The 16777-nt window shown below is 63.3% G+C and carries 16 protein-coding genes; 7 read left to right on the top strand and 9 right to left on the bottom strand.

Annotation, left to right across the window (positions count from 1 at the left end):
* Nucleotide 1: 1 nt before the first annotated feature.
* Nucleotides 2-4315, bottom strand: a complete 4314-nt coding sequence (locus IFT47_RS18370) for a DEAD/DEAH box helicase (protein WP_192173813.1) — start codon at nucleotides 4313-4315, stop codon at nucleotides 2-4.
* A 202-nt stretch (nucleotides 4316-4517) separates the two neighbouring features.
* Between IFT47_RS18370 and IFT47_RS18365 the strand changes: the two genes are divergently transcribed.
* Together IFT47_RS18365 and IFT47_RS18360 are read left to right on the top strand one after the other, a co-directional pair.
* Nucleotides 4518-5402: a sugar nucleotide-binding protein gene (locus IFT47_RS18365; protein WP_122536834.1), complete on the top strand. Its 885-nt coding sequence runs from the start codon at nucleotides 4518-4520 to the stop codon at nucleotides 5400-5402.
* Nucleotides 5395-6324 (top strand): NAD-dependent epimerase/dehydratase family protein, encoded by a 930-nt coding sequence (locus tag IFT47_RS18360; protein ID WP_192173812.1) that lies wholly within the window; start codon nucleotides 5395-5397, stop codon nucleotides 6322-6324. The genes IFT47_RS18365 and IFT47_RS18360 overlap by 8 nt, the downstream gene beginning before the upstream one ends.
* Nucleotides 6325-6406: 82 nt before the next feature.
* Here the strand turns inward: IFT47_RS18360 and IFT47_RS18355 are convergent, their stop codons facing one another.
* The 5 genes from IFT47_RS18355 to IFT47_RS18335 form a co-directional block, all read right to left on the bottom strand.
* Complete coding sequence (locus IFT47_RS18355) at nucleotides 6407-7093, bottom strand: OmpW/AlkL family protein (protein WP_192173811.1); 687 nt, start codon at nucleotides 7091-7093, stop codon at nucleotides 6407-6409.
* A gap of 111 nt (nucleotides 7094-7204) precedes the next feature.
* Nucleotides 7205-7729 (bottom strand): DUF3299 domain-containing protein, encoded by a 525-nt coding sequence (locus IFT47_RS18350; protein ID WP_192173810.1) that lies wholly within the window; start codon nucleotides 7727-7729, stop codon nucleotides 7205-7207.
* A gap of 10 nt (nucleotides 7730-7739) precedes the next feature.
* A complete protein-coding gene (locus tag IFT47_RS18345) occupies nucleotides 7740-9005 on the bottom strand; it encodes an ABC transporter permease (RefSeq protein ID WP_192173809.1) in 1266 nt (421 codons plus the stop codon).
* A 1-nt stretch (nucleotide 9006) separates the two neighbouring features.
* Nucleotides 9007-9717, bottom strand: coding sequence for an ABC transporter ATP-binding protein (locus tag IFT47_RS18340; RefSeq protein WP_192173808.1), 711 nt, complete (start codon nucleotides 9715-9717; stop codon nucleotides 9007-9009).
* Between the two features lie 63 nt (nucleotides 9718-9780).
* The gene (locus IFT47_RS18335; protein WP_122536840.1) at nucleotides 9781-10359 is read right to left on the bottom strand and encodes a DUF2796 domain-containing protein; all 579 of its coding nucleotides are present in this window, start codon (nucleotides 10357-10359) and stop codon (nucleotides 9781-9783) included.
* Nucleotides 10360-10532: 173 nt separating this feature from the next.
* On the opposite strand from IFT47_RS18335, the gene IFT47_RS18330 reads away from it, so the two are divergent.
* The gene (locus tag IFT47_RS18330) at nucleotides 10533-10886 is read left to right on the top strand and encodes a hypothetical protein (protein WP_192173807.1); all 354 of its coding nucleotides are present in this window, start codon (nucleotides 10533-10535) and stop codon (nucleotides 10884-10886) included.
* A gap of 184 nt (nucleotides 10887-11070) precedes the next feature.
* Here the strand turns inward: IFT47_RS18330 and trxA are convergent, their stop codons facing one another.
* The 3 genes from trxA to IFT47_RS18315 all read right to left on the bottom strand — a co-directional run bounded on the left by trxA (nucleotide 11071) and on the right by IFT47_RS18315 (nucleotide 13152).
* The gene (trxA, locus tag IFT47_RS18325; RefSeq protein WP_192173806.1) at nucleotides 11071-11943 is read right to left on the bottom strand and encodes a thioredoxin; all 873 of its coding nucleotides are present in this window, start codon (nucleotides 11941-11943) and stop codon (nucleotides 11071-11073) included.
* 106 nt (nucleotides 11944-12049) lie between these two features.
* The gene (locus IFT47_RS18320; RefSeq protein ID WP_192173805.1) at nucleotides 12050-12703 is read right to left on the bottom strand and encodes a 50S ribosomal protein L11 methyltransferase; all 654 of its coding nucleotides are present in this window, start codon (nucleotides 12701-12703) and stop codon (nucleotides 12050-12052) included.
* Nucleotides 12700-13152 carry a hypothetical protein gene (locus tag IFT47_RS18315; protein ID WP_192173804.1) on the bottom strand — a complete coding sequence of 151 codons (453 nt, stop codon included), beginning with the start codon at nucleotides 13150-13152 and terminating at the stop codon, nucleotides 12700-12702. Before IFT47_RS18315 ends, IFT47_RS18320 begins: the two co-directional genes overlap by 4 nt.
* 174 nt (nucleotides 13153-13326) lie before the next feature.
* Between IFT47_RS18315 and nrdR the strand changes: the two genes are divergently transcribed.
* The 4 genes from nrdR to ribBA are packed head-to-tail and all read left to right on the top strand — an operon-like array spanning nucleotide 13327 to nucleotide 16760.
* Complete coding sequence (gene nrdR / locus IFT47_RS18310) at nucleotides 13327-13791, top strand: transcriptional regulator NrdR (protein ID WP_065988433.1); 465 nt, start codon at nucleotides 13327-13329, stop codon at nucleotides 13789-13791.
* A gap of 2 nt (nucleotides 13792-13793) precedes the next feature.
* Complete coding sequence (ribD, locus tag IFT47_RS18305) at nucleotides 13794-14933, top strand: bifunctional diaminohydroxyphosphoribosylaminopyrimidine deaminase/5-amino-6-(5-phosphoribosylamino)uracil reductase RibD (protein ID WP_192173803.1); 1140 nt, start codon at nucleotides 13794-13796, stop codon at nucleotides 14931-14933.
* Between the two features lie 46 nt (nucleotides 14934-14979).
* A complete protein-coding gene (locus IFT47_RS18300) occupies nucleotides 14980-15651 on the top strand; it encodes a riboflavin synthase (RefSeq protein ID WP_192173802.1) in 672 nt (223 codons plus the stop codon).
* Nucleotides 15652-15668: 17 nt separating this feature from the next.
* Complete coding sequence (ribBA, locus tag IFT47_RS18295) at nucleotides 15669-16760, top strand: bifunctional 3,4-dihydroxy-2-butanone-4-phosphate synthase/GTP cyclohydrolase II (RefSeq protein ID WP_192173801.1); 1092 nt, start codon at nucleotides 15669-15671, stop codon at nucleotides 16758-16760.
* Nucleotides 16761-16777 lie beyond the last annotated feature (17 nt).

Raw genomic sequence — 16777 nt, 5'->3', positions numbered from 1 at the left:
TCTACCGGAACAGCCGATCACGCACCTGCAACATCAGCGCCTCATCCACCTCGCCCCAGTACTGGGGCTTGCCGGCGATGATGGCGGCGATGGGAATGCCGTCGCGGTAAACCAGCTTGTTGCCGACAATCGCCGGGACTTTCGCGCCGGGCAGCAGCGTCCCGGCGAGGTTGAGCGGGTCGACCCCGCTGACGGCAATCAAGCTGCCGTCCAGCGGGCGGTTGCGGACTTCGCGCAACAACGGGATGGCTTCGGGCAGCGCGAATTGCTCACCGGCCAGGCCGGCAACGAAGCGCCCGCCGCGAATCTCTCCGCGAGCTTCAAGCCGATGGAACGTGCGCAGCAACTCGCGCCACGTCGGCAGCCAGTCCGCCTCGCGCTCCAACAGGCGCCAGAACACCACGCCGTATCGACGCAGCAAGGTCATGGCGACATGCTCCAGTGTGTCGCTGTCGATCCGTTGCGACACGCCTTCTTCCTTCGCCGGCGCGCGACGCAACAACGCCCAGCGCCCGGCATCGTCCATGCCGCCAATGAAGGCGCCGCGATTGCGTCGGCTGGTGTGGCTGCTGCGTTTGCTCGCCGGGGTGATCAGCGCGCGCAGCCCGGCGAAGCTGTCGGCATTGACCAGCCCTGCGCCGACCAATTCCTGCAGCGCCGTTTCCAGTTCAGCCCGCAGCAAGTGAGCTTCGGAGGTCAGCTCATCGAAAAACATCGCGCCCTGGCTGGACAACACTTCATGGACCTTCTGCGCGCGCAGTGATAACTCGATCGGCGCCGGCTGTTCGGTCAGCCCGGTCCACAGGCGAACCTGCGGTCGCGGCAGCAGCACAATCGGCGTACTGCGCAACGCAGCGCTGCCGACCTTGTTGCGGCTGGTCAGGCGCATCCACACCACCTTGCCGGACCGACACAGGTCATCCAGCCAGATCGATGAATAGTCCTTCAAGCGGGCTGGAAGCAGATCACTGTCCCAGGCGCCTGCCGCCGACGAAAAACCCTCCAGTTGCGCGACGACTTCCGGCAAGGCGGCTTTGCCCTGACTCTGGGTCGTGGCGGACAGATGCTGCCAGTCGAACAGGAAGCGGGTGAAGTCCTGCAGCGACACCGGCTCGATTTCCCGGCGCAGGCGTTTGACCGTATACCGGTGGATACGCGACAGCAGATGCCGCTCGCACCATTGTTCCTCGCGGGCGTCAGGGTTGAACTGGCCGCGCAGCACATAACCTTCGTTCTCCAGCTGGGCCAGCGCCTGTGCGACTTCGCTGTGCGTCAGCGCCAACGGCTCGGCAATGGCGGGAACCGTCAGCGGGCCGAAACCGCCAAGCCGCGCCCGCACGATTTCTACGCGCGCTTCGTCCTCGCTCCACGTTTCATCGAACCCGGCCAATGCCGCCAAGGGCGGGTGCATTTCGGCGGCGGGATAGATCGCCTGCAAACAGGTCAGCCGCTCCAGCGGAATCCACAACGCCTGCTCCGGGGTGACCTGCAAGCGCGTGCCCCGGCCTGAGCGGGCCAAACTTTCCAGCCATTTCATCCAGTCGCCGTGCTCGCGGGCCTCAACGCCGGTGATGCAGCCCAGGGTCATCAGCGCCTCGTGCATCTCATCCACGCTTTGCGGCTGCGGCCAGGCTTCATCGGCCACCGCTTTGATCGCATCGACATCCAGCGCGCCGAGATCATCGGTGGATTCCGGATCGCTCCAGCGCCGATTCAGCACCGCCTGGGTGCGACGTTCTTCCAGCGGCGCGTTGTCGAGAAACGCATACGGCTTGGCGTTGAGAATTTCCGCTGCGAGTGGAGAGGGCGCGGGCAGATCGCGACTGACCAGACGCACTTCGCCGCTCTCCATGCGGCGCAGCAGTTTGAGCCAGCCTTCGGCGTCCATGGCTTCGTGCAGGCAATCGTCCAGAGTTTGCTCGATCAGTGGATGCTCGGGCACGTCGCGCTCGCCCACCAGATTTTCCAGGCAGGCGATCTGGTCCGGAAACACCGTGGCGATCAGGTCATCGCTCTTGATCCGCTGCAGCTGCGGCGCCACTTTTCGCCCGCCGGTGTAACGCGGCAGGGCCAGTGCGACACCGGCGTTCCAGCGCCAGCGCACGCCGAACAGCGGCGCATCCAGCACTGCCTGAATCAGTAAATGCTCGGCAGTGGCGGAGTTGAGATAACGCCAGACTTCATCGAGCGCAAAACTGTGCGCCGTGGACAGCGACAGCACGATGGCGTCCTCGCTGGCGGCGGCTTGCAGCTCGAAGTTGAAGGTGCGGCAGAAGCGCTTGCGCAGCGCCAGGCCCCACGCACGATTGACCCGGCTGCCGAACGGGGAATGAATCACCAGCTGCGTGCCGCCGGACTGATCGAAAAAGCGCTCAATGACCAGCGTGTCCTGTGACGGCAGCGCACCCAGGGCCGAGTGCGCGCGGGCGAGGTATTCAATGATCTGCTCGGCGCTCGCGAGATCCAGGCCCAGGCTTTTCATCAGCCAGTCCGTGCAGGCCAGAAGGTTGCCGGGATGGGCGCTGAGCTGCTCATCGATGTCGGCCTGCAAACGTGCGACGGCAAAAGACAATTCATCGCTGCGCCCCGGGGCCTCGCCCATCCAGAACGGGATGTTCGGCGGCATGCCGTGGGCGTCCTCGACCCGCACGCGGCCGGACTCGATCCGCAGAATGCGGTAGGACGTGTTGCCCAGCTGGAAGATGTCACCCGCCGCGCTTTCCACGGCGAAGTCTTCGTTGACGGTGCCGATGTTGAGCGCCTGGGGTTCGAGGACCACGCTGTAATCGGCATTGTCCGGAATCGTGCCGCCGCTGGTGACCGCGGTGAGTTTGCTGCCGCGCCGACCACGCAACGTGCGGGTTACCGCGTCGCGATGCAGGTACGCCGCGCGCACGCCCTGACGCCCGCTGTAACCCTCGGCGAGCATGCTGAGCAGCGCCTGATAATGGGTTTCGTCGACTTCGGCGTAGGGCGAGGCCTTGCGGAACAGCGCCAGCAGGTCCTGCTCCTGCCATTCCTGACAGCTGACCTCGGCAATGATCTGCTGCGCCAGCACATCCAGCGGCGCCTCGGGAATGACCAGTGTGTCGAGCTCGCCGCGACGCACGCAATCCAGCAGCGCCGCGCACTCGATCAGATCATCCCGGGAAACAGCAAACAGCCGTCCCTTGGGCGTCCCGCCTACGTGGTGCCCGGAACGACCGACCCGCTGCAAGAAGGAAGCGATGGATCGGGGCGAACTGATCTGGCAAACCAGATCGACGTCACCGATATCAATCCCCAGCTCCAGCGAAGCCGTGGCGATCAACACCTGCAGGTCACCGCGCTTGAGGCGCTGCTCGGCGTCGAGTCGTTGCTCTTTTGCCATGCTGCCGTGGTGGGCCGCTACCGCCTCTTTGCCCAGTCGCTCACTCAGATGCCGCGCCATGCGCTCAGCCAGCCGCCGGGTGTTGACGAAGATGAGAGTGGTGCGGTGTTCGCGCGCCAGCACCGCGAGCCGGTCATAGACCAGTTGCCAGACGTCACTGGACATCACGGCGCTCAAGGCAACCGGCGGCACTTCGATGGCCAGATCCCGAGGACGCGCGTGACCGATGTCAACGATGGCGCAGGGACGGCTGAGCGGATCGCTGCCGACCAGAAAGCGTGACACCCGCTCGATGGGCTTTTGCGTCGCCGACAGCCCGATGCGCAGCAGCGGCTTTGCACACAGCGCCTGCAAACGCTCGAGGGTCAGTGCGAGATGACTGCCGCGCTTACCCGCAGCGATGGCGTGAATCTCATCAACGATGACGGTCTGCGTGCTCGACAACATGCGCCGGCCGGAGTCGGATCCCAGCAGCACATAAAGCGATTCCGGCGTCGTGACCAAAATATTCGGCGCGGTTTTGCGCATGGCCGTACGTTCTTTCTGCGGCGTGTCACCGGTGCGCACGGCGGTGGTGATGCGCAGCCCCGGCAGGCCTTGCTGAACCAATTGATCGGTGATGCCCGCCAACGGATTCTGCAGGTTGATCTGGATGTCGTTGGACAGCGCTTTCAGGGGCGAGACGTAGACCACGAAGGTCTCATTCGGCAGCTCGCCGCCGTGCTCCAGTCCTTGATGCACCAGATCATCGATGACTGCCAGAAACGCCGTCAGGGTTTTCCCGGAGCCGGTGGGCGCGGCAATCAATGTGGACTCGCGTCGTTTGATCAGCGGCCACGCCTGGGCCTGGGCCGCGGTAATGGCCGGGAACGTGGAGCGAAACCACGCGCTGACCGCCGGATGAAAGGCGTCGAGCACCGGGTCGGGCGTCTGGGGAAGGTTCATGCGCAATTAATGCGGGCGCCGGCGGGTAGATGCAAGGGTCAGATGCTCAGGGGAAGACACAAGGGCGAGTGATCGGAGACGCGTTTCAGGGCGCCGCACGCGCGCATGCCCGCCGTTGTTGGGACTTGCCCGATGACGTGTTATGTTTGCGGACGTTTTTCACCTATTTTTAATCGACCTGAAGACTGAGCCTGCTGACTCTATGCGAATGCGCCTTATGCTGTTGGGCGGCGGGAATGCCCTCGGGCAGGCGTTGATTCGTCTAGGTGCCGAGGAGAACATTGGTTTCCTCGCGCCGCGTCCACCCCAAGACGGTTGGGACGCGGCAAGCCTGACGCAACTGCTCGATGACACCCGCCCGGATGCCTTGATCAATCTCGCTTACTACTTCGACTGGTTTCAGGCGGAGCGGGTGAGCGCTGACAGGCTGGACAATCAGGAACGCTCCGTCGAGCGTCTCGCTGAACTGTGCCAGCACCACAATATCGTCCTCGTCCAACCGTCCAGCTACCGCGTGTTCGACGGTTCGCGGGCGACGGCTTACAGCGAAAAAGACGAGCCCGTGCCGCTGGGTTCCCGTGGCCAGGCCTTGTGGCGCATCGAGCAAAGCGTGCGCGCCACCTGCCCGCAGCACGTGCTGCTTCGGTTCGGCTGGCTGCTCGACGACAGCGCCGAAGGCGTGCTCGGGCGCTTTCTCAGCCGCGCCGAATCCCCCGGTGAATTGCTGCTGGCGGACGACCGTCGTGGCAATCCGACCCCGGTCGATGACGCCGCAAGGGTCATCATTTCGGTGCTCAAACAGCTCGATTGCGCCGCGCCGCTGTGGGGCACTTACCACTACGCCGGGCACGAAGCGACCACGCCATTGGCGTTCGGTCAGGCCGTATTGACCGAAGCACGTCTGCTGCGCCCGCTGGCAATCGAAACGCCGACCGCCCAGGCCCACGCCGCGCGCCCGGACGCCAGCGAAGAGCCGCAGAACGCCGTGCTCGCCTGCAAGAAAATTCTCCACACTTTCGGTATCAAGCCACGCGCCTGGCGTGCTGGTTTGCCCAACCTACTGGACCGCTATTACCGCCATGTCTGATGCTCCTGTCCTCATCACCGGCGGCGCCGGTTTCATCGGTTCGCACCTGACCGACGCGCTGCTCGCCAAGGGCTACGCGGTACGCATCCTCGACGATCTTTCCACCGGCAAACGCAGCAACCTGCCTCTGGACAATCCCCGTGTCGAGTTGATCGAAGGTGATGTCGCCGATGCCGCGCTGGTGGCCCGGGCGGCGGTGGGTTGTCAGGCCGTGGCGCACCTGGCTGCCGTCGCGTCGGTGCAGGCCTCGGTGGATGATCCGGTGAAGACGCACCAGAGCAATTTCATCGGCACGCTAAATGTCTGTGAAGCGATGCGCGAGGCCGGTATCAAACGCGTGGTGTTTGCTTCCAGCGCTGCGGTTTACGGCAATAACGGTGAAGGCGAGGCCATCACCGAAGACACGCCGAAAGCGCCGCTGACCCCCTACGCGTCGGACAAACTGGCCGGTGAGCACTACTTCGATTTCTATCGTCGCCAGCACGGTTTCGAGCCCGTGATTTTCCGCTTCTTCAACATCTTCGGCCCGCGTCAGGACCCTTCTTCGCCGTACTCCGGCGTGATCAGCATTTTCGCAGAGCGGGCGGTAAACGGTCTGCCGATTGCGGTGTTCGGCGACGGCGAGCAGACCCGGGACTTCTTCTACGTCGAGGACCTGGTGGACCTTGTGGTGCAGGGCATCGAGATGCCGACGGTGGCAGAGGGCGCAGTCAATGTCGGGCTGAACGCGACGACTTCGTTGAATGAGCTGCTGAGCGCCCTTGCCGAGGTGGTGGGAGATCTGCCGCCGGTGAGCTACCTGCCGGCACGTTCGGGTGACATCAAGCATTCACGTGCCAGCAATCAGCGTCTGCTTGAGCGCTTTAAGGTGCCCGAGCCGACGCCGCTGAAAGTCGGGCTGGCGCGGCTGCTGGGGCGCTGAAACCCGCGCAGCAAAAAGGCACCGAGGAGGTGCCTTTTTTGTGCCTGCTGGTTCGGGCGCAAACGCTTCGAACTTCAAGCGCTTAGAACTTGTAGCCCACGCCGACCATGTACACCCATGGATCGACGTCCACGTTCACTTTGGTTCGGCCGACGCCCAGCGCCGACGGACCGTCCAGCGTGGCTTGGGTGTCGATGTCCACGTACCAGACGGCGGCGTTGAGCATGATCTTGTCCGTCAGCATGTAGTCCGCGCCGATCTGACCGGCCCAGCCCCACGAATTCTTGATGTGCAGGTTGTTCATGCCCTGTCCTTTGCGTTCGCTGCTCAGGTTTTCGTCGTAGAACCAGGTGTAGTTCACGCCGACACCGGCGTATGGCTGGAATTTCGACGTCGCGTCCATCGGGTAGTACTGCAGCGACAGGGTTGGCGGCAGCTGTTTCACGTCCGCCAGCTTGCCATCCAGACCCGGGCCCAGGCCTTTAACCGCGACAGTGTGCTGGAAGGGCGTTGCCGCCAGCAACTCAAGGCCCACGTAATCGGTGAGCATGTAGGCGAAGGCCAGCCCCAGTTGGGTGTCGCTGTCCAGCGTCGCTTTGGTACCCGGGACTTTGGTGCCGTCCAGCTTCAGGTTTCCGCTTTCTTCGTTGGGCGCCGTCGTGGCAGCACCGGCGCGAATGATGAAGTCACCGGCCTGGTGGGCGTGAGCGGCGAGAGGGACACCGAGTGCAAGCGCGAGCAGGGGCACGCTGAGCAGGGACTTGTGCATGGGGGCTCCGTAAGGGCATAAAAAGAGATGCCGTATGTTACGAAGCGTCTGTTTCGCGGTTTTTGACCTGGCTCAATGAAAGTGCAATTAGGGTGTGCCTGCTAACGACCCTCACTGCTCATCTGGCATTTCGTACACCAGAATCTTGTCCGCTTCCATCTGGTAACCCGCGTCGGCCAGTTCGGTGGTCGAGGATTTGACCTGCATCGGGCCTTCGATCCAGTAGGGCTGGTACAGCTCGTCCACCTTGACGCCCAGTTCGCTGGTCACGTGGACGATCTGATTCGGCGGCGGTGGAGGCACATGAATGCAGGCGCCGAAATATGGGACCAACAGAAACTCCGTCACCCGGCCTTCCTCGCTGACTTCCAGCGGCACGATGTAACCCGGCAGACGCACTCGCTCGCCGTCCAGCGACTTGACCACCGGTGCATGGGGCGCCAGTTGATGGGCGGCCGGCGCGGACTCGACGGACAGGGTGTCTGCCATGCTCGACAGGTTATGGATCGGCGCGGTGATCAGCTTCACCGGTGGCGCGTCGGGCGGGATCATTTCCTGCCACGTCAGCACGCGCAGGTCCTGGGCCCACAACGGCGTTGCGACGATCATCAACCACAGCAGCCAACCCATTCGCATCACAACGACCTCATAAACGAATCGACAACCCGTCTGCCAACGACTGGCGATAGGCAAGCCACGCGGGAACGGTGCCCATCAACACGGCAGCGCCGAGAATGCCTGCCAGCAGCGTCCATTCGTAGGTGCTTGGCAGGGACAGCGGCAGGTACAAACCGTAATTGGCCTGCACGTAACCCTGCGCGGAGGCAATGCCGATGTAAAGCAGCGCCAGTCCGCAAACCGATCCTCCCAGCGCCAGGGCAAACGCTTCCAGCACCAGCAGACTGGCGATGTGCCAAGGGCGTGCGCCCACCGAGCGCAGAATCGCCATCTCCCGACGCCGCTCGTTGAGGCTGGTGAGAATCGCCGTCAGCATGCCGATCAGCCCGGTGAGCACCACAAACAGCGAAATCACGAACAGCGCTTTTTCAGCCGTGCCCATCAGGCTCCACAGCTCCTGCAACGCCACCCCCGGCAGAATCGCCAGCATCGGCTCGCCCCGGAACTCGTTGATGTCGCGCTGCACAGCGAAGGTGGCGATCTTGCTGTTCAGCCCGAGCATGAATGCAGTGATGGCGGTGGGCGTGAGGTCCATGTTGCGGGCCTGGTCGGCACTGATACGCCCGGCGCCTTGGGCGGGCACGCCGTTGTGCCAGTCGATGTGAATCGCTTCCATGCCGCCGAGGCTAATGTGCAGCGTGCGGTCCACCGGCGTGCCGGTGCGTTTGAGAATGCCGACGACGGTGAACGGCTTGTCGTCATGCTTGACCAGACTCACCGTCGCGACGCCGTGGGCCAGCACCAGCTTGTCGCCCAGCGTGTAATGCAGCGCGTCCGCCACTTCCGCGCCGAGCACCACCTCGAACGGGTCGGTGGCGAACGGCCGGCCGTCGGCCAGCTCCAGGTGCTGCTGACGGCCGTACTGGTAATGCTCGAAATACGATTCGTTGGTGCCCATCACCCGATAGCCGCGATGGCTGTCGCCGAGGGAAATCGGAATCGCCCACTTCACCTGCTTGCTGTTGGCGAAGTGCTCGAAACTGTCCCAGCGAATGTTGTTGGTGGCGTTGCCGATGCGGAACACCGAGTACAGCAGCAGGTTGACCGATCCCGAGCGCGCGCCGACGATCAGGTCCGTGCCGCTGATGGTGCTGGCAAAACTGGCGCGTGCTTCGGTGCGCACCCGTTCGACCGCCAGCAGCAGGCAGACGGAGAGGGCGATGGCGAATGCGGTGAGGAAGGCAGTGAAGCGGCGGTTGGCGAGGCTGGCCAGCGCCAGACGAAGAAGATACATCTCAAACCTCTGCAGCGACGGCGGCGCGATTGAGTTCGGCCAGCGACAGGTTGCGGTCGAACAGCGGCGCCAGGCTTTGATCGTGGCTGACGAATAAGAGGCTGGCGCCGGCCTCGCGGCACTCGGCGAACAGCAACTGAATGAACGCTTCGCGGGCGTCGGCATCCAGCGCCGAGGTGGGTTCGTCAGCGATCACCAGCTCCGGCTGGCCGATCAGGGCGCGAGCGGCAGCAACCCGTTGCTGCTGACCGATGGACAGCGAATCGGCGCGGCGGCTGAGCATTTCGGGGTCTTTCAAACCCAAGTGAGCGAGCAGGGTTTCGGCCGCTATGTCGACGCTGCCGTGGCGTTGGGTGGCCCGCTGGGTGCGTAATTTGGAAAAGCGGCACGGCAGCTCGACGTTCTCGCGCACCGACAAAAACGGCAGCAAATTGAATTGCTGAAAGATGTAGCCGGTGTGGTCGACACGAAACCTGTCCCGGGCGCCGGCCGAGAGCTGTGTCAGTTCTTGGCCGAGCAGGCGAACGCTGCCGCGGTTGGGGCGCTGCACACCGCCCAGCAGACCGAGCAGCGTGGTTTTGCCACTGCCGCTGGGGCCTTTGAGAAACAGGGTTTCGCCGGCATCGAGGCGAAACGCCTGAATGTCCAGCAGCTGCGGATGCCCCGGCCAGCTGAAGCCGAGTTCGGACAATTCAATGAGCGCTTGAGTCATGGCCACACGTGCGTTTGAAAAGTGATCGACCGGGAAGCCCGGTCGCTGATGGAGTGGCGTTGGTTAAAACTTGACCACCGGATTGCTCGGACGCACTTCAGCGCCCATCTGGCGTTTCGGTGTCACCAGCTGCACCTGAATGGTCTGGGTGGCCGGGAAGCTTTTGAACAGCTGGGTCAGATCGAGCTTGTTGAGCACGTTCGGCGCGCTGCAGGTGAACTGATAGTGGCCGTGAATTTCGCTGTGCTCGTGTTCAGCCGCGTCGCCATCGGCGTGGTCGTGATCGTCGTCATCCTTGTCGCCGAACAGCGTGCTTTCCACCCGCTGTTTGGTCGCGGTGCATCCGGCTGCCTCCGGGAGACTGAACAGGGCGTGGGGTTTGAGCAGGGTTTCCTTGGCCAGGGCCAAGGTCATCTTGTCAGCGTCCGTGGTTGCCGGGTGCTCGAAGCCGACGATGTTCATCGCCGGCGTGTCGAGTTCCAGTTCCAGAGTGCGACCGTCCAGCGCCATATCCAGCCGCGCGACACCATGCACATGCGCGCCGAGACTGCCGTGCTCATGATCGTGGTCATGTTCATCAGCCGCTTGAGCAGCAGCGAGGGGCAGCAAGGCGAAGGGCAGGGCGAGTAGCAAACGACGCATGGGGAAGCTCCGGGGGCGAGTCTGAAATTTGTTATGTGATCTTATAACAATGCGTTGCGCTGTTTCTTAACTTTTTCAATCAGCCTTGTGGGAGGGTGAGCTTTCAGGGATCACGTGCAGGTCGACAATTCCTGTGGGACCATGCCGGTCCGCCCTATCAGAGGACACACCCCATGCTGCGAATCCGTGGAACCGTCGGCGATCTGCCGGTGGATCTGACTGTGGAAATGGACGACGCCGACTGGGCACGGCTGGGCATTCAGTCAGGCGCGCAGGTGCAGGCAACGTCGGCGCCGGTTGATACGTCCGTCAAGCCTGCGGCCAGTCGCAACGATGCTGTCTGGGATATCGCTCAAGAGCTGTTGCGCAAAGCGGGCCATCTGACCGGGCCGGATCTACTCGGTCAGCTGGAAGGTTTGTCGGGTAGCACCGCTGCGGGCAAACGCCTGATGGTGCGGATGCGCCACAGCGCCAACGTGAAAGTGGAAAGCCAGGGCGACACGCCGGTGTATCACTGGATCGAATGATACACACAACCGTTTTTGGACCCGTGTAGGACCGGCTTTAGCCGGGAATGCTTCAGCCGTCACACCACAAAATTGAGGGTGCTGGTGCGGGCCTCTTCCCGGCTAAAGCCGGTCCCACAAGTAGACCGCGTACATTCCTTGGAACTGGCTCGGTCCATTAAAAGACCGGCTTCAGCAGGGAAGGCTAGTAAAGCGCCGCAAACAGCCGACGACGGTAGGTCGTGACCAGCGGATGATCATTCCCCAGCAAGTCAAACACCTGCAGCAGCGTCTTGTGCGGCTGGCCTTCGTTGTAGCTGCGGTTGCGGATGAACAGCTTGAGCAGTCCTTCCAGCGCGGCTTCGTATTGCTGACGGGACAATTGCTGGATCGCCAGTTGGTGCGCGGCTTCGTCGTCCTGCGGGTTCTGCGCCAAGCGCGACTTCAGCTCGGCGACGTCAGGCAACGCGGCGGCTTCAGCCAGAAACGTCAATTGCGCCTTCGCCCCGGCCAGCGCGGCTTTGTGCTCATCGCTCTTCACCGCGTCCAGCACCGTGCGCGCTTCCGTCAGCTCGCCACGTTCGGCCAGGCAGCGCGCATACAAAATCAGCGCGGCAGCGTTGGTGTTGTCCTCGGCGAGGATGGTCTGCAGAACCGCTTCGGCTTCGGCGAAATGGCTCTCGGCGAACATCGCCTGCGCGGTTTTCAGCGGGTCGGCGGCGGCCGGCGGTGGCATTTGCACATGGGGCTCAAGCAGTGCGCGGATTTGCGATTCAGGCTGGGCGCCGGAGAACCCATCCACCGGCTGGCCGTCCTTGAACAGCACCACGGTGGGCAGGCTGCGAATGCCGAAGCGGGCCACGATGTCCTGTTCAGCGTCGCAGTCGACCTTCGCCAGCAGCAACTCGCCCTGATAACTCTCGGCAATCTGTTGCAGCAGCGGCATCAGCACCTTGCACGGCGCGCACCACTCGGCCCAGAAATCCACCAGCACGGGTTTGTGAAAGGAATTCTCGATGACCATCTGATCGAAAGTGGCGGTGGTCGCATCAAAGATGTACGGCGTGTCCTGGCTCATCGCGGGTCTCGAAAGAAGGCTTGATGGCGCGAACTATAAAGGGCTGGGGGGATTGTCGGAAGCGGGGTTGATGCCTGTCGTCAAATTGCAGACGCCTAGCGGCTCATCACCTGACCGCGTGATAAAGACTCACCTTGCGAAACTGCCACGGCTCGGCCAGATCGGGCAGCGTCAGCGCCTCCAGAATTCCCAGTCGCTGATACAAGGGGTGCTGAAAGTCCCGCACCCGGGAATCGGCCACCAACGCTTGTTTGCCACGACTGAGAAACTGATCCAGCAACGGCAGGTTGGCGCGGTCGTACAGCACGTCCGCCACGAGGATCAGATCGAAACGATCGTCTTCGGCGAAGAAGTCCCCCGAATACTGAAGCGTCACGCCGTTCAGCTCAGCGTTGGCTCGGCAGGCCTCGATCGCCAGCGGATCGAGATCACAGGCGACGACTTCGAGCGCCCCGGCCTTCATCGCCGCGATGCCTGCGACACCCGAGCCCGCGCCGAAATCCAGCACGCGCTTGCCCGCAACCCACTGCGGCTGCTCGGCGAGAAAGCGCGCCAGCGCCAGGCCACTGGCCCAACAGAAACTCCAGTAGGGCGGGTCTTCGAGAATGCGCCGGGTTTCCTCGGGGCTGAACGCGCGATCCATATTGTTCGCGTCGATCAGCCACAGCTTCAGGTCCGTCCCCGGCAGCGCTTCGGCAACCAGTTGCGCATCGCCCAACAGTTCGCCCAATGCGGCTTGCAGGTGAAACGGAGCGGTCACGGCGCGGGAGCGAATTGCAGCTGACCCAGCGCCTGAGTGGTGGGCTGGGTGATCAGCACGGACGGCAGATGCAGAATCAGCTGCCCCGACTTGCTGGCGCGGCCGCGCAGTTCAACGCGCGCGCCCACCGGAAAGGCCTCAGGATTGAAGCGCAGCTGAAACGGCAGCGACTGGTTGTTCCCCAGCAGCTTGGTGCTGGCCAGCAGTTTCTGCGGGCGATTGCGATCGTCGATCACCAGCAGCGCCAGCTCGACTTCCGCGCCGGCTGGCACGCCCAGCAACTGGCCGCTCAATTCGCGCTGGAACGGCTGCAACGGACCTTGTCCTTCCGGCAGCGTAATGGCGTTGGGCGCAGGTTTGGCGGGCGCCGCAGGTTTTGGCGCTTCGGCCGTGCTGCAGGCAGCGAGCAGGCCCACAAGGCTGATTACAGCAAGCGTACGTAGCGTCATGAACAGCTCCAGACAAAGCAGAATGCGGGCGAGATACGCACGGGATGGCGCAGTATCGCTGAGTGCGACGGGTTTCACCGCACTGAATGCGCGTCTATATACCTTAAAGCCCCGGACTTGTCTTGCCAGCGAGATGCGCTACCATGGCCCTCCCTTTTTTTGTTGCCTGCCACCATGCACTGTCCCTTTTGCGGTGCCAACGACACCAAAGTCATTGACTCGCGCCTCGTTGCTGAAGGCGATCAGGTTCGCCGCCGCCGCGAATGCGTCGCCTGCGAAGAACGCTTCACCACATTCGAAACCGCTGAACTGGTTCTGCCCCGGCTGATCAAGCAGGACGGCAGCCGTCAGCCCTTCGACGAAGAGAAGCTGCGCGCCGGCATGCAGCGCGCGCTGGAGAAGCGCCCGGTCAGCGTCGAGCGTCTCGAAGCGGCCCTGGCCCATATCAAAAGCAAACTGCGTGCGACCGGCGAGCGCGAGGTCAAATCGCTGATCGTGGGTGAGCTGGTCATGGGCGAATTGCAGAAGCTCGACGAAGTGGCCTACATCCGCTTTGCTTCTGTTTATCGGCGGTTTCAGGACCTCAACGAATTCCGCGAAGAAATCGACCGACTGGCCCGCGAGCCGGTTAAAGAGTGAGCATGACCTCGACAGAGCAAGGCGTGCTCGACGCAGCCTACATGGCGCGGGCGCTGGAACTGGCGCGCAAAGGCGTCTACTCGACGCATCCCAACCCGCGTGTTGGCTGCGTGATCGTGCGTGATGGCGCCATTGTCGGCGAAGGCTGGCACGTCCGCGCCGGCGAGCCCCACGCTGAAGTGCATGCGCTGCGCCAGGCGGGCGACAAGGCGAAGGGCGCCACCGCTTACGTCACCCTCGAACCCTGCAGTCATCATGGCCGCACCCCGCCGTGCGCCGACGCGCTGGTCAACGCCGGCGTGGCGCGTGTGGTCGCTGCCATGCAAGACCCCAATCCCGATGTGGCCGGCCGTGGCCTGTTGCGCCTGATGAACGCCGGGATCGCGGTGCAGAGCGGCGTGCTTGAGAGCGAAGCGCGAGCGCTGAACAAAGGCTTTCTAAAGCGCATGGAACACGGCCTGCCCTACGTGCGGGTCAAGCTGGCGATGAGCCTCGACGGACGCACGGCCATGGCCAGCGGCGAAAGCCAGTGGATCACCGGCCCTGAAGCGCGATCTGCCGTGCAGCGCCTGCGTGCGCAGTCGAGCGTGGTGCTGACCGGCGCCGATACCGTGCTCGCCGACAACGCGCGGCTCACCGTGCGCCCTGACGAGTTGGGCCTGAACGCCGAACTCAGCGCCCTGGCCGCGACCCGACCGCCGTTGCGCGTGTTGATCGACGGCCGTTTGCGTGTGCCTCTCGACGCGCCGTTCTTTACAGCGGGCAACGCGCTGGTGGTGACCTGCGCCGCTGCATCGGCCCGCGAGCGCTACCACGACGAAGGCCACGAACTGCTGGCACTGCCCAGCAGCGGCGGGCATGTCGACCTGCGCAAACTGCTGGTTGAACTGGCGGCCCGGGGCGTCAATGACGTTTTGGTCGAAGCCGGTCCCAAACTGGCCGGCGCGTTTACCCGACTGGGCCTGGTGGATGAATTTCAGATCTTCGTGGCGGGCAAGTTCATGGGCTCGTCGGCGCGACCGTTGCTGGACCTGCCGCTGGCGCAGATGAGCGAGGCGCTCGAACTCAAGATCGTCGAAATGCGCGCGGTCGGCAATGACTGGCGAGTCATTGCGATACCCGCGTCGCACCCCGGCGTATAATTCCGGCTTCCGCGCTCAGCGCTGGCCCTGTTTTCCAGGAGCACCCATGTTTACCGGCATCATCGAATCCATCGGCAGCATCCGCGCCATCACTCCGAAAGGCGGCGACGTCCGCGTTTACGTAGAGACCGGCAAGCTCGACCTTTCCGACGTCAAACTGGGCGACAGCATCGCCGTCAACGGCGTCTGTCTGACAGCCGTTGAATTGCCAGGCGACGGCTTCTGGGCCGACGTCAGCCGCGAAACCCTGAACGTCACTGCGTTCGTCGATCTGAAAACCGGCAGCCGGGTCAATCTGGAAAAAGCCCTGACCCCGACCACGCGCCTGGGCGGCCATCTGGTCAGCGGCCACGTCGACGGCGTCGGCGAAGTACTGTCCCGAGAAGAAAACGCCCGTGCGATCCAGTTCCGCATGCGCGCCCCCCGCGAGCTGGCCAAGTACATCTCCCACAAGGGCTCGATCACTGTCGACGGCACTAGCCTGACCGTGAACGCCGTCAACGGCGCCGAGTTCGAGCTGACCATCGTGCCGCACACGCTCGCCGAAACCATCATGGGCGACTACCGCCCCGGCCGTAAGATCAACCTGGAAGTCGACCTGCTGGCGCGTTACCTCGAGCGTTTGCTGCTCGGTGACAAAGCGGCCGATCCGACCCCAGCCCAGGGCGGCAACATCAGCGAAAGCTTTCTGGCCGCCAACGGCTACCTCAAATCCTGAATCGAAGGGGGTGCCGCGTGGCGCTCAACAGCATCGAAGAACTGGTTGAAGACATTCGCCAAGGCAAGATGGTCATCCTCATGGATGACGAAGACCGCGAGAACGAAGGCGATCTGATCATGGCCTCCGAGTGCGTCAAGGCCGAGCACATCAATTTTATGGCGCGTTACGCCCGTGGCCTGATCTGCATGCCGATGACCCGCGAGCGCTGCGAAACCCTGAAACTGCCGTTGATGGCGCCGCGCAATGGCTCGGGCTTCGGCACCAAGTTCACCGTGTCCATTGAAGCCGCCGAGGGTGTGACCACCGGGATTTCCGCCGCCGACCGCGCGCGCACCGTTCAGGCCGCTGCTGCCAAGGATGCAAAGGCCGAAGACATCGTCAGCCCGGGCCACATCTTCCCGCTGATGGCCCAGGCCGGCGGCACACTGTCCCGCGCAGGCCATACCGAAGCGGCATGCGACTTGGCGCGCATGGCCGGTTTCGAGCCGACCGGCGTGATCTGCGAAGTCATGAACGACGACGGCACCATGTCCCGTCGTACTGAACTGGAAGCTTTCGCGGCCGAGCACAACATCAAGATCGGTACCATTGCCGACCTGATTCATTACCGGATGATCCACGAACGTACCGTTCAGCGGATCGCCGAGCAGCCTCTCGACAGCGAACTGGGCCATTTCAATCTGGTGACCTACCGCGATTCCGTCGAAGGTGACGTGCACCTGGCGCTGACGCTGGGCAAGATCTGCGCGGAAGAAGCCACACTGGTTCGCGTGCATAACATGGACCCGCTGCGCGACCTGCTGATGGTCAAGCAGCCCGGCCGCTGGAGCCTGCGCGCTGCCATGAAGACCGTGGCCGAGGCCGGCAGCGGCGTCGTGCTGCTGCTCGGTCACCCGCTCGATGGCGACACGGTTCTGGCCCATGTGCGTGAAACCGCTGGCGGCACACCGATCAAGACGCCGACCACTTACAGCACCGTCGGTGCCGGTTCGCAGATCCTTCGTGACCTCGGCGTGCGCAAAATGCGCCTGATGAGTTCGCCAATGAAGTTCAATGCGATATCCGGTTTCGATCTGGAAGTTGTAGAATACGTGCCCTCCGAATAAAGACCGGCAGGTGACAG

Source organism: Pseudomonas sp. CFBP 13711, assembly GCF_014842265.1.
Classification (GTDB): domain Bacteria; phylum Pseudomonadota; class Gammaproteobacteria; order Pseudomonadales; family Pseudomonadaceae; genus Aquipseudomonas.
This window is presented reverse-complemented; position numbering and strand designations above follow the sequence as displayed.

Excerpts from the sequence above, each read along its gene's own strand:
- ribD (WP_192173803.1), top strand. The coding sequence starts at position 13,794 with ATGACCTCGACAGAGCAAGGCGTGCTCGACGCAGCCTACATGGCGCGG.
- IFT47_RS18360 (WP_192173812.1), top strand. The coding sequence starts at position 5,395 with ATGTCTGATGCTCCTGTCCTCATCACCGGCGGCGCCGGTTTCATCGGT.
- IFT47_RS18345 (WP_192173809.1), bottom strand. The coding sequence starts at position 9,005 with ATGTATCTTCTTCGTCTGGCGCTGGCCAGCCTCGCCAACCGCCGCTTC.
- IFT47_RS18350 (WP_192173810.1), bottom strand. The coding sequence starts at position 7,729 with ATGCGAATGGGTTGGCTGCTGTGGTTGATGATCGTCGCAACGCCGTTG.
- IFT47_RS18315 (WP_192173804.1), bottom strand. The coding sequence starts at position 13,152 with ATGACGCTACGTACGCTTGCTGTAATCAGCCTTGTGGGCCTGCTCGCT.
- IFT47_RS18365 (WP_122536834.1), top strand. The coding sequence starts at position 4,518 with ATGCGAATGCGCCTTATGCTGTTGGGCGGCGGGAATGCCCTCGGGCAG.
- IFT47_RS18370 (WP_192173813.1), bottom strand. The coding sequence starts at position 4,315 with ATGAACCTTCCCCAGACGCCCGACCCGGTGCTCGACGCCTTTCATCCG.
- trxA (WP_192173806.1), bottom strand. The coding sequence starts at position 11,943 with ATGAGCCAGGACACGCCGTACATCTTTGATGCGACCACCGCCACTTTC.
- IFT47_RS18330 (WP_192173807.1), top strand. The coding sequence starts at position 10,533 with ATGCTGCGAATCCGTGGAACCGTCGGCGATCTGCCGGTGGATCTGACT.
- nrdR (WP_065988433.1), top strand. The coding sequence starts at position 13,327 with ATGCACTGTCCCTTTTGCGGTGCCAACGACACCAAAGTCATTGACTCG.
- IFT47_RS18300 (WP_192173802.1), top strand. The coding sequence starts at position 14,980 with ATGTTTACCGGCATCATCGAATCCATCGGCAGCATCCGCGCCATCACT.
- IFT47_RS18340 (WP_192173808.1), bottom strand. The coding sequence starts at position 9,717 with ATGACTCAAGCGCTCATTGAATTGTCCGAACTCGGCTTCAGCTGGCCG.
- IFT47_RS18335 (WP_122536840.1), bottom strand. The coding sequence starts at position 10,359 with ATGCGTCGTTTGCTACTCGCCCTGCCCTTCGCCTTGCTGCCCCTCGCT.
- IFT47_RS18355 (WP_192173811.1), bottom strand. The coding sequence starts at position 7,093 with ATGCACAAGTCCCTGCTCAGCGTGCCCCTGCTCGCGCTTGCACTCGGT.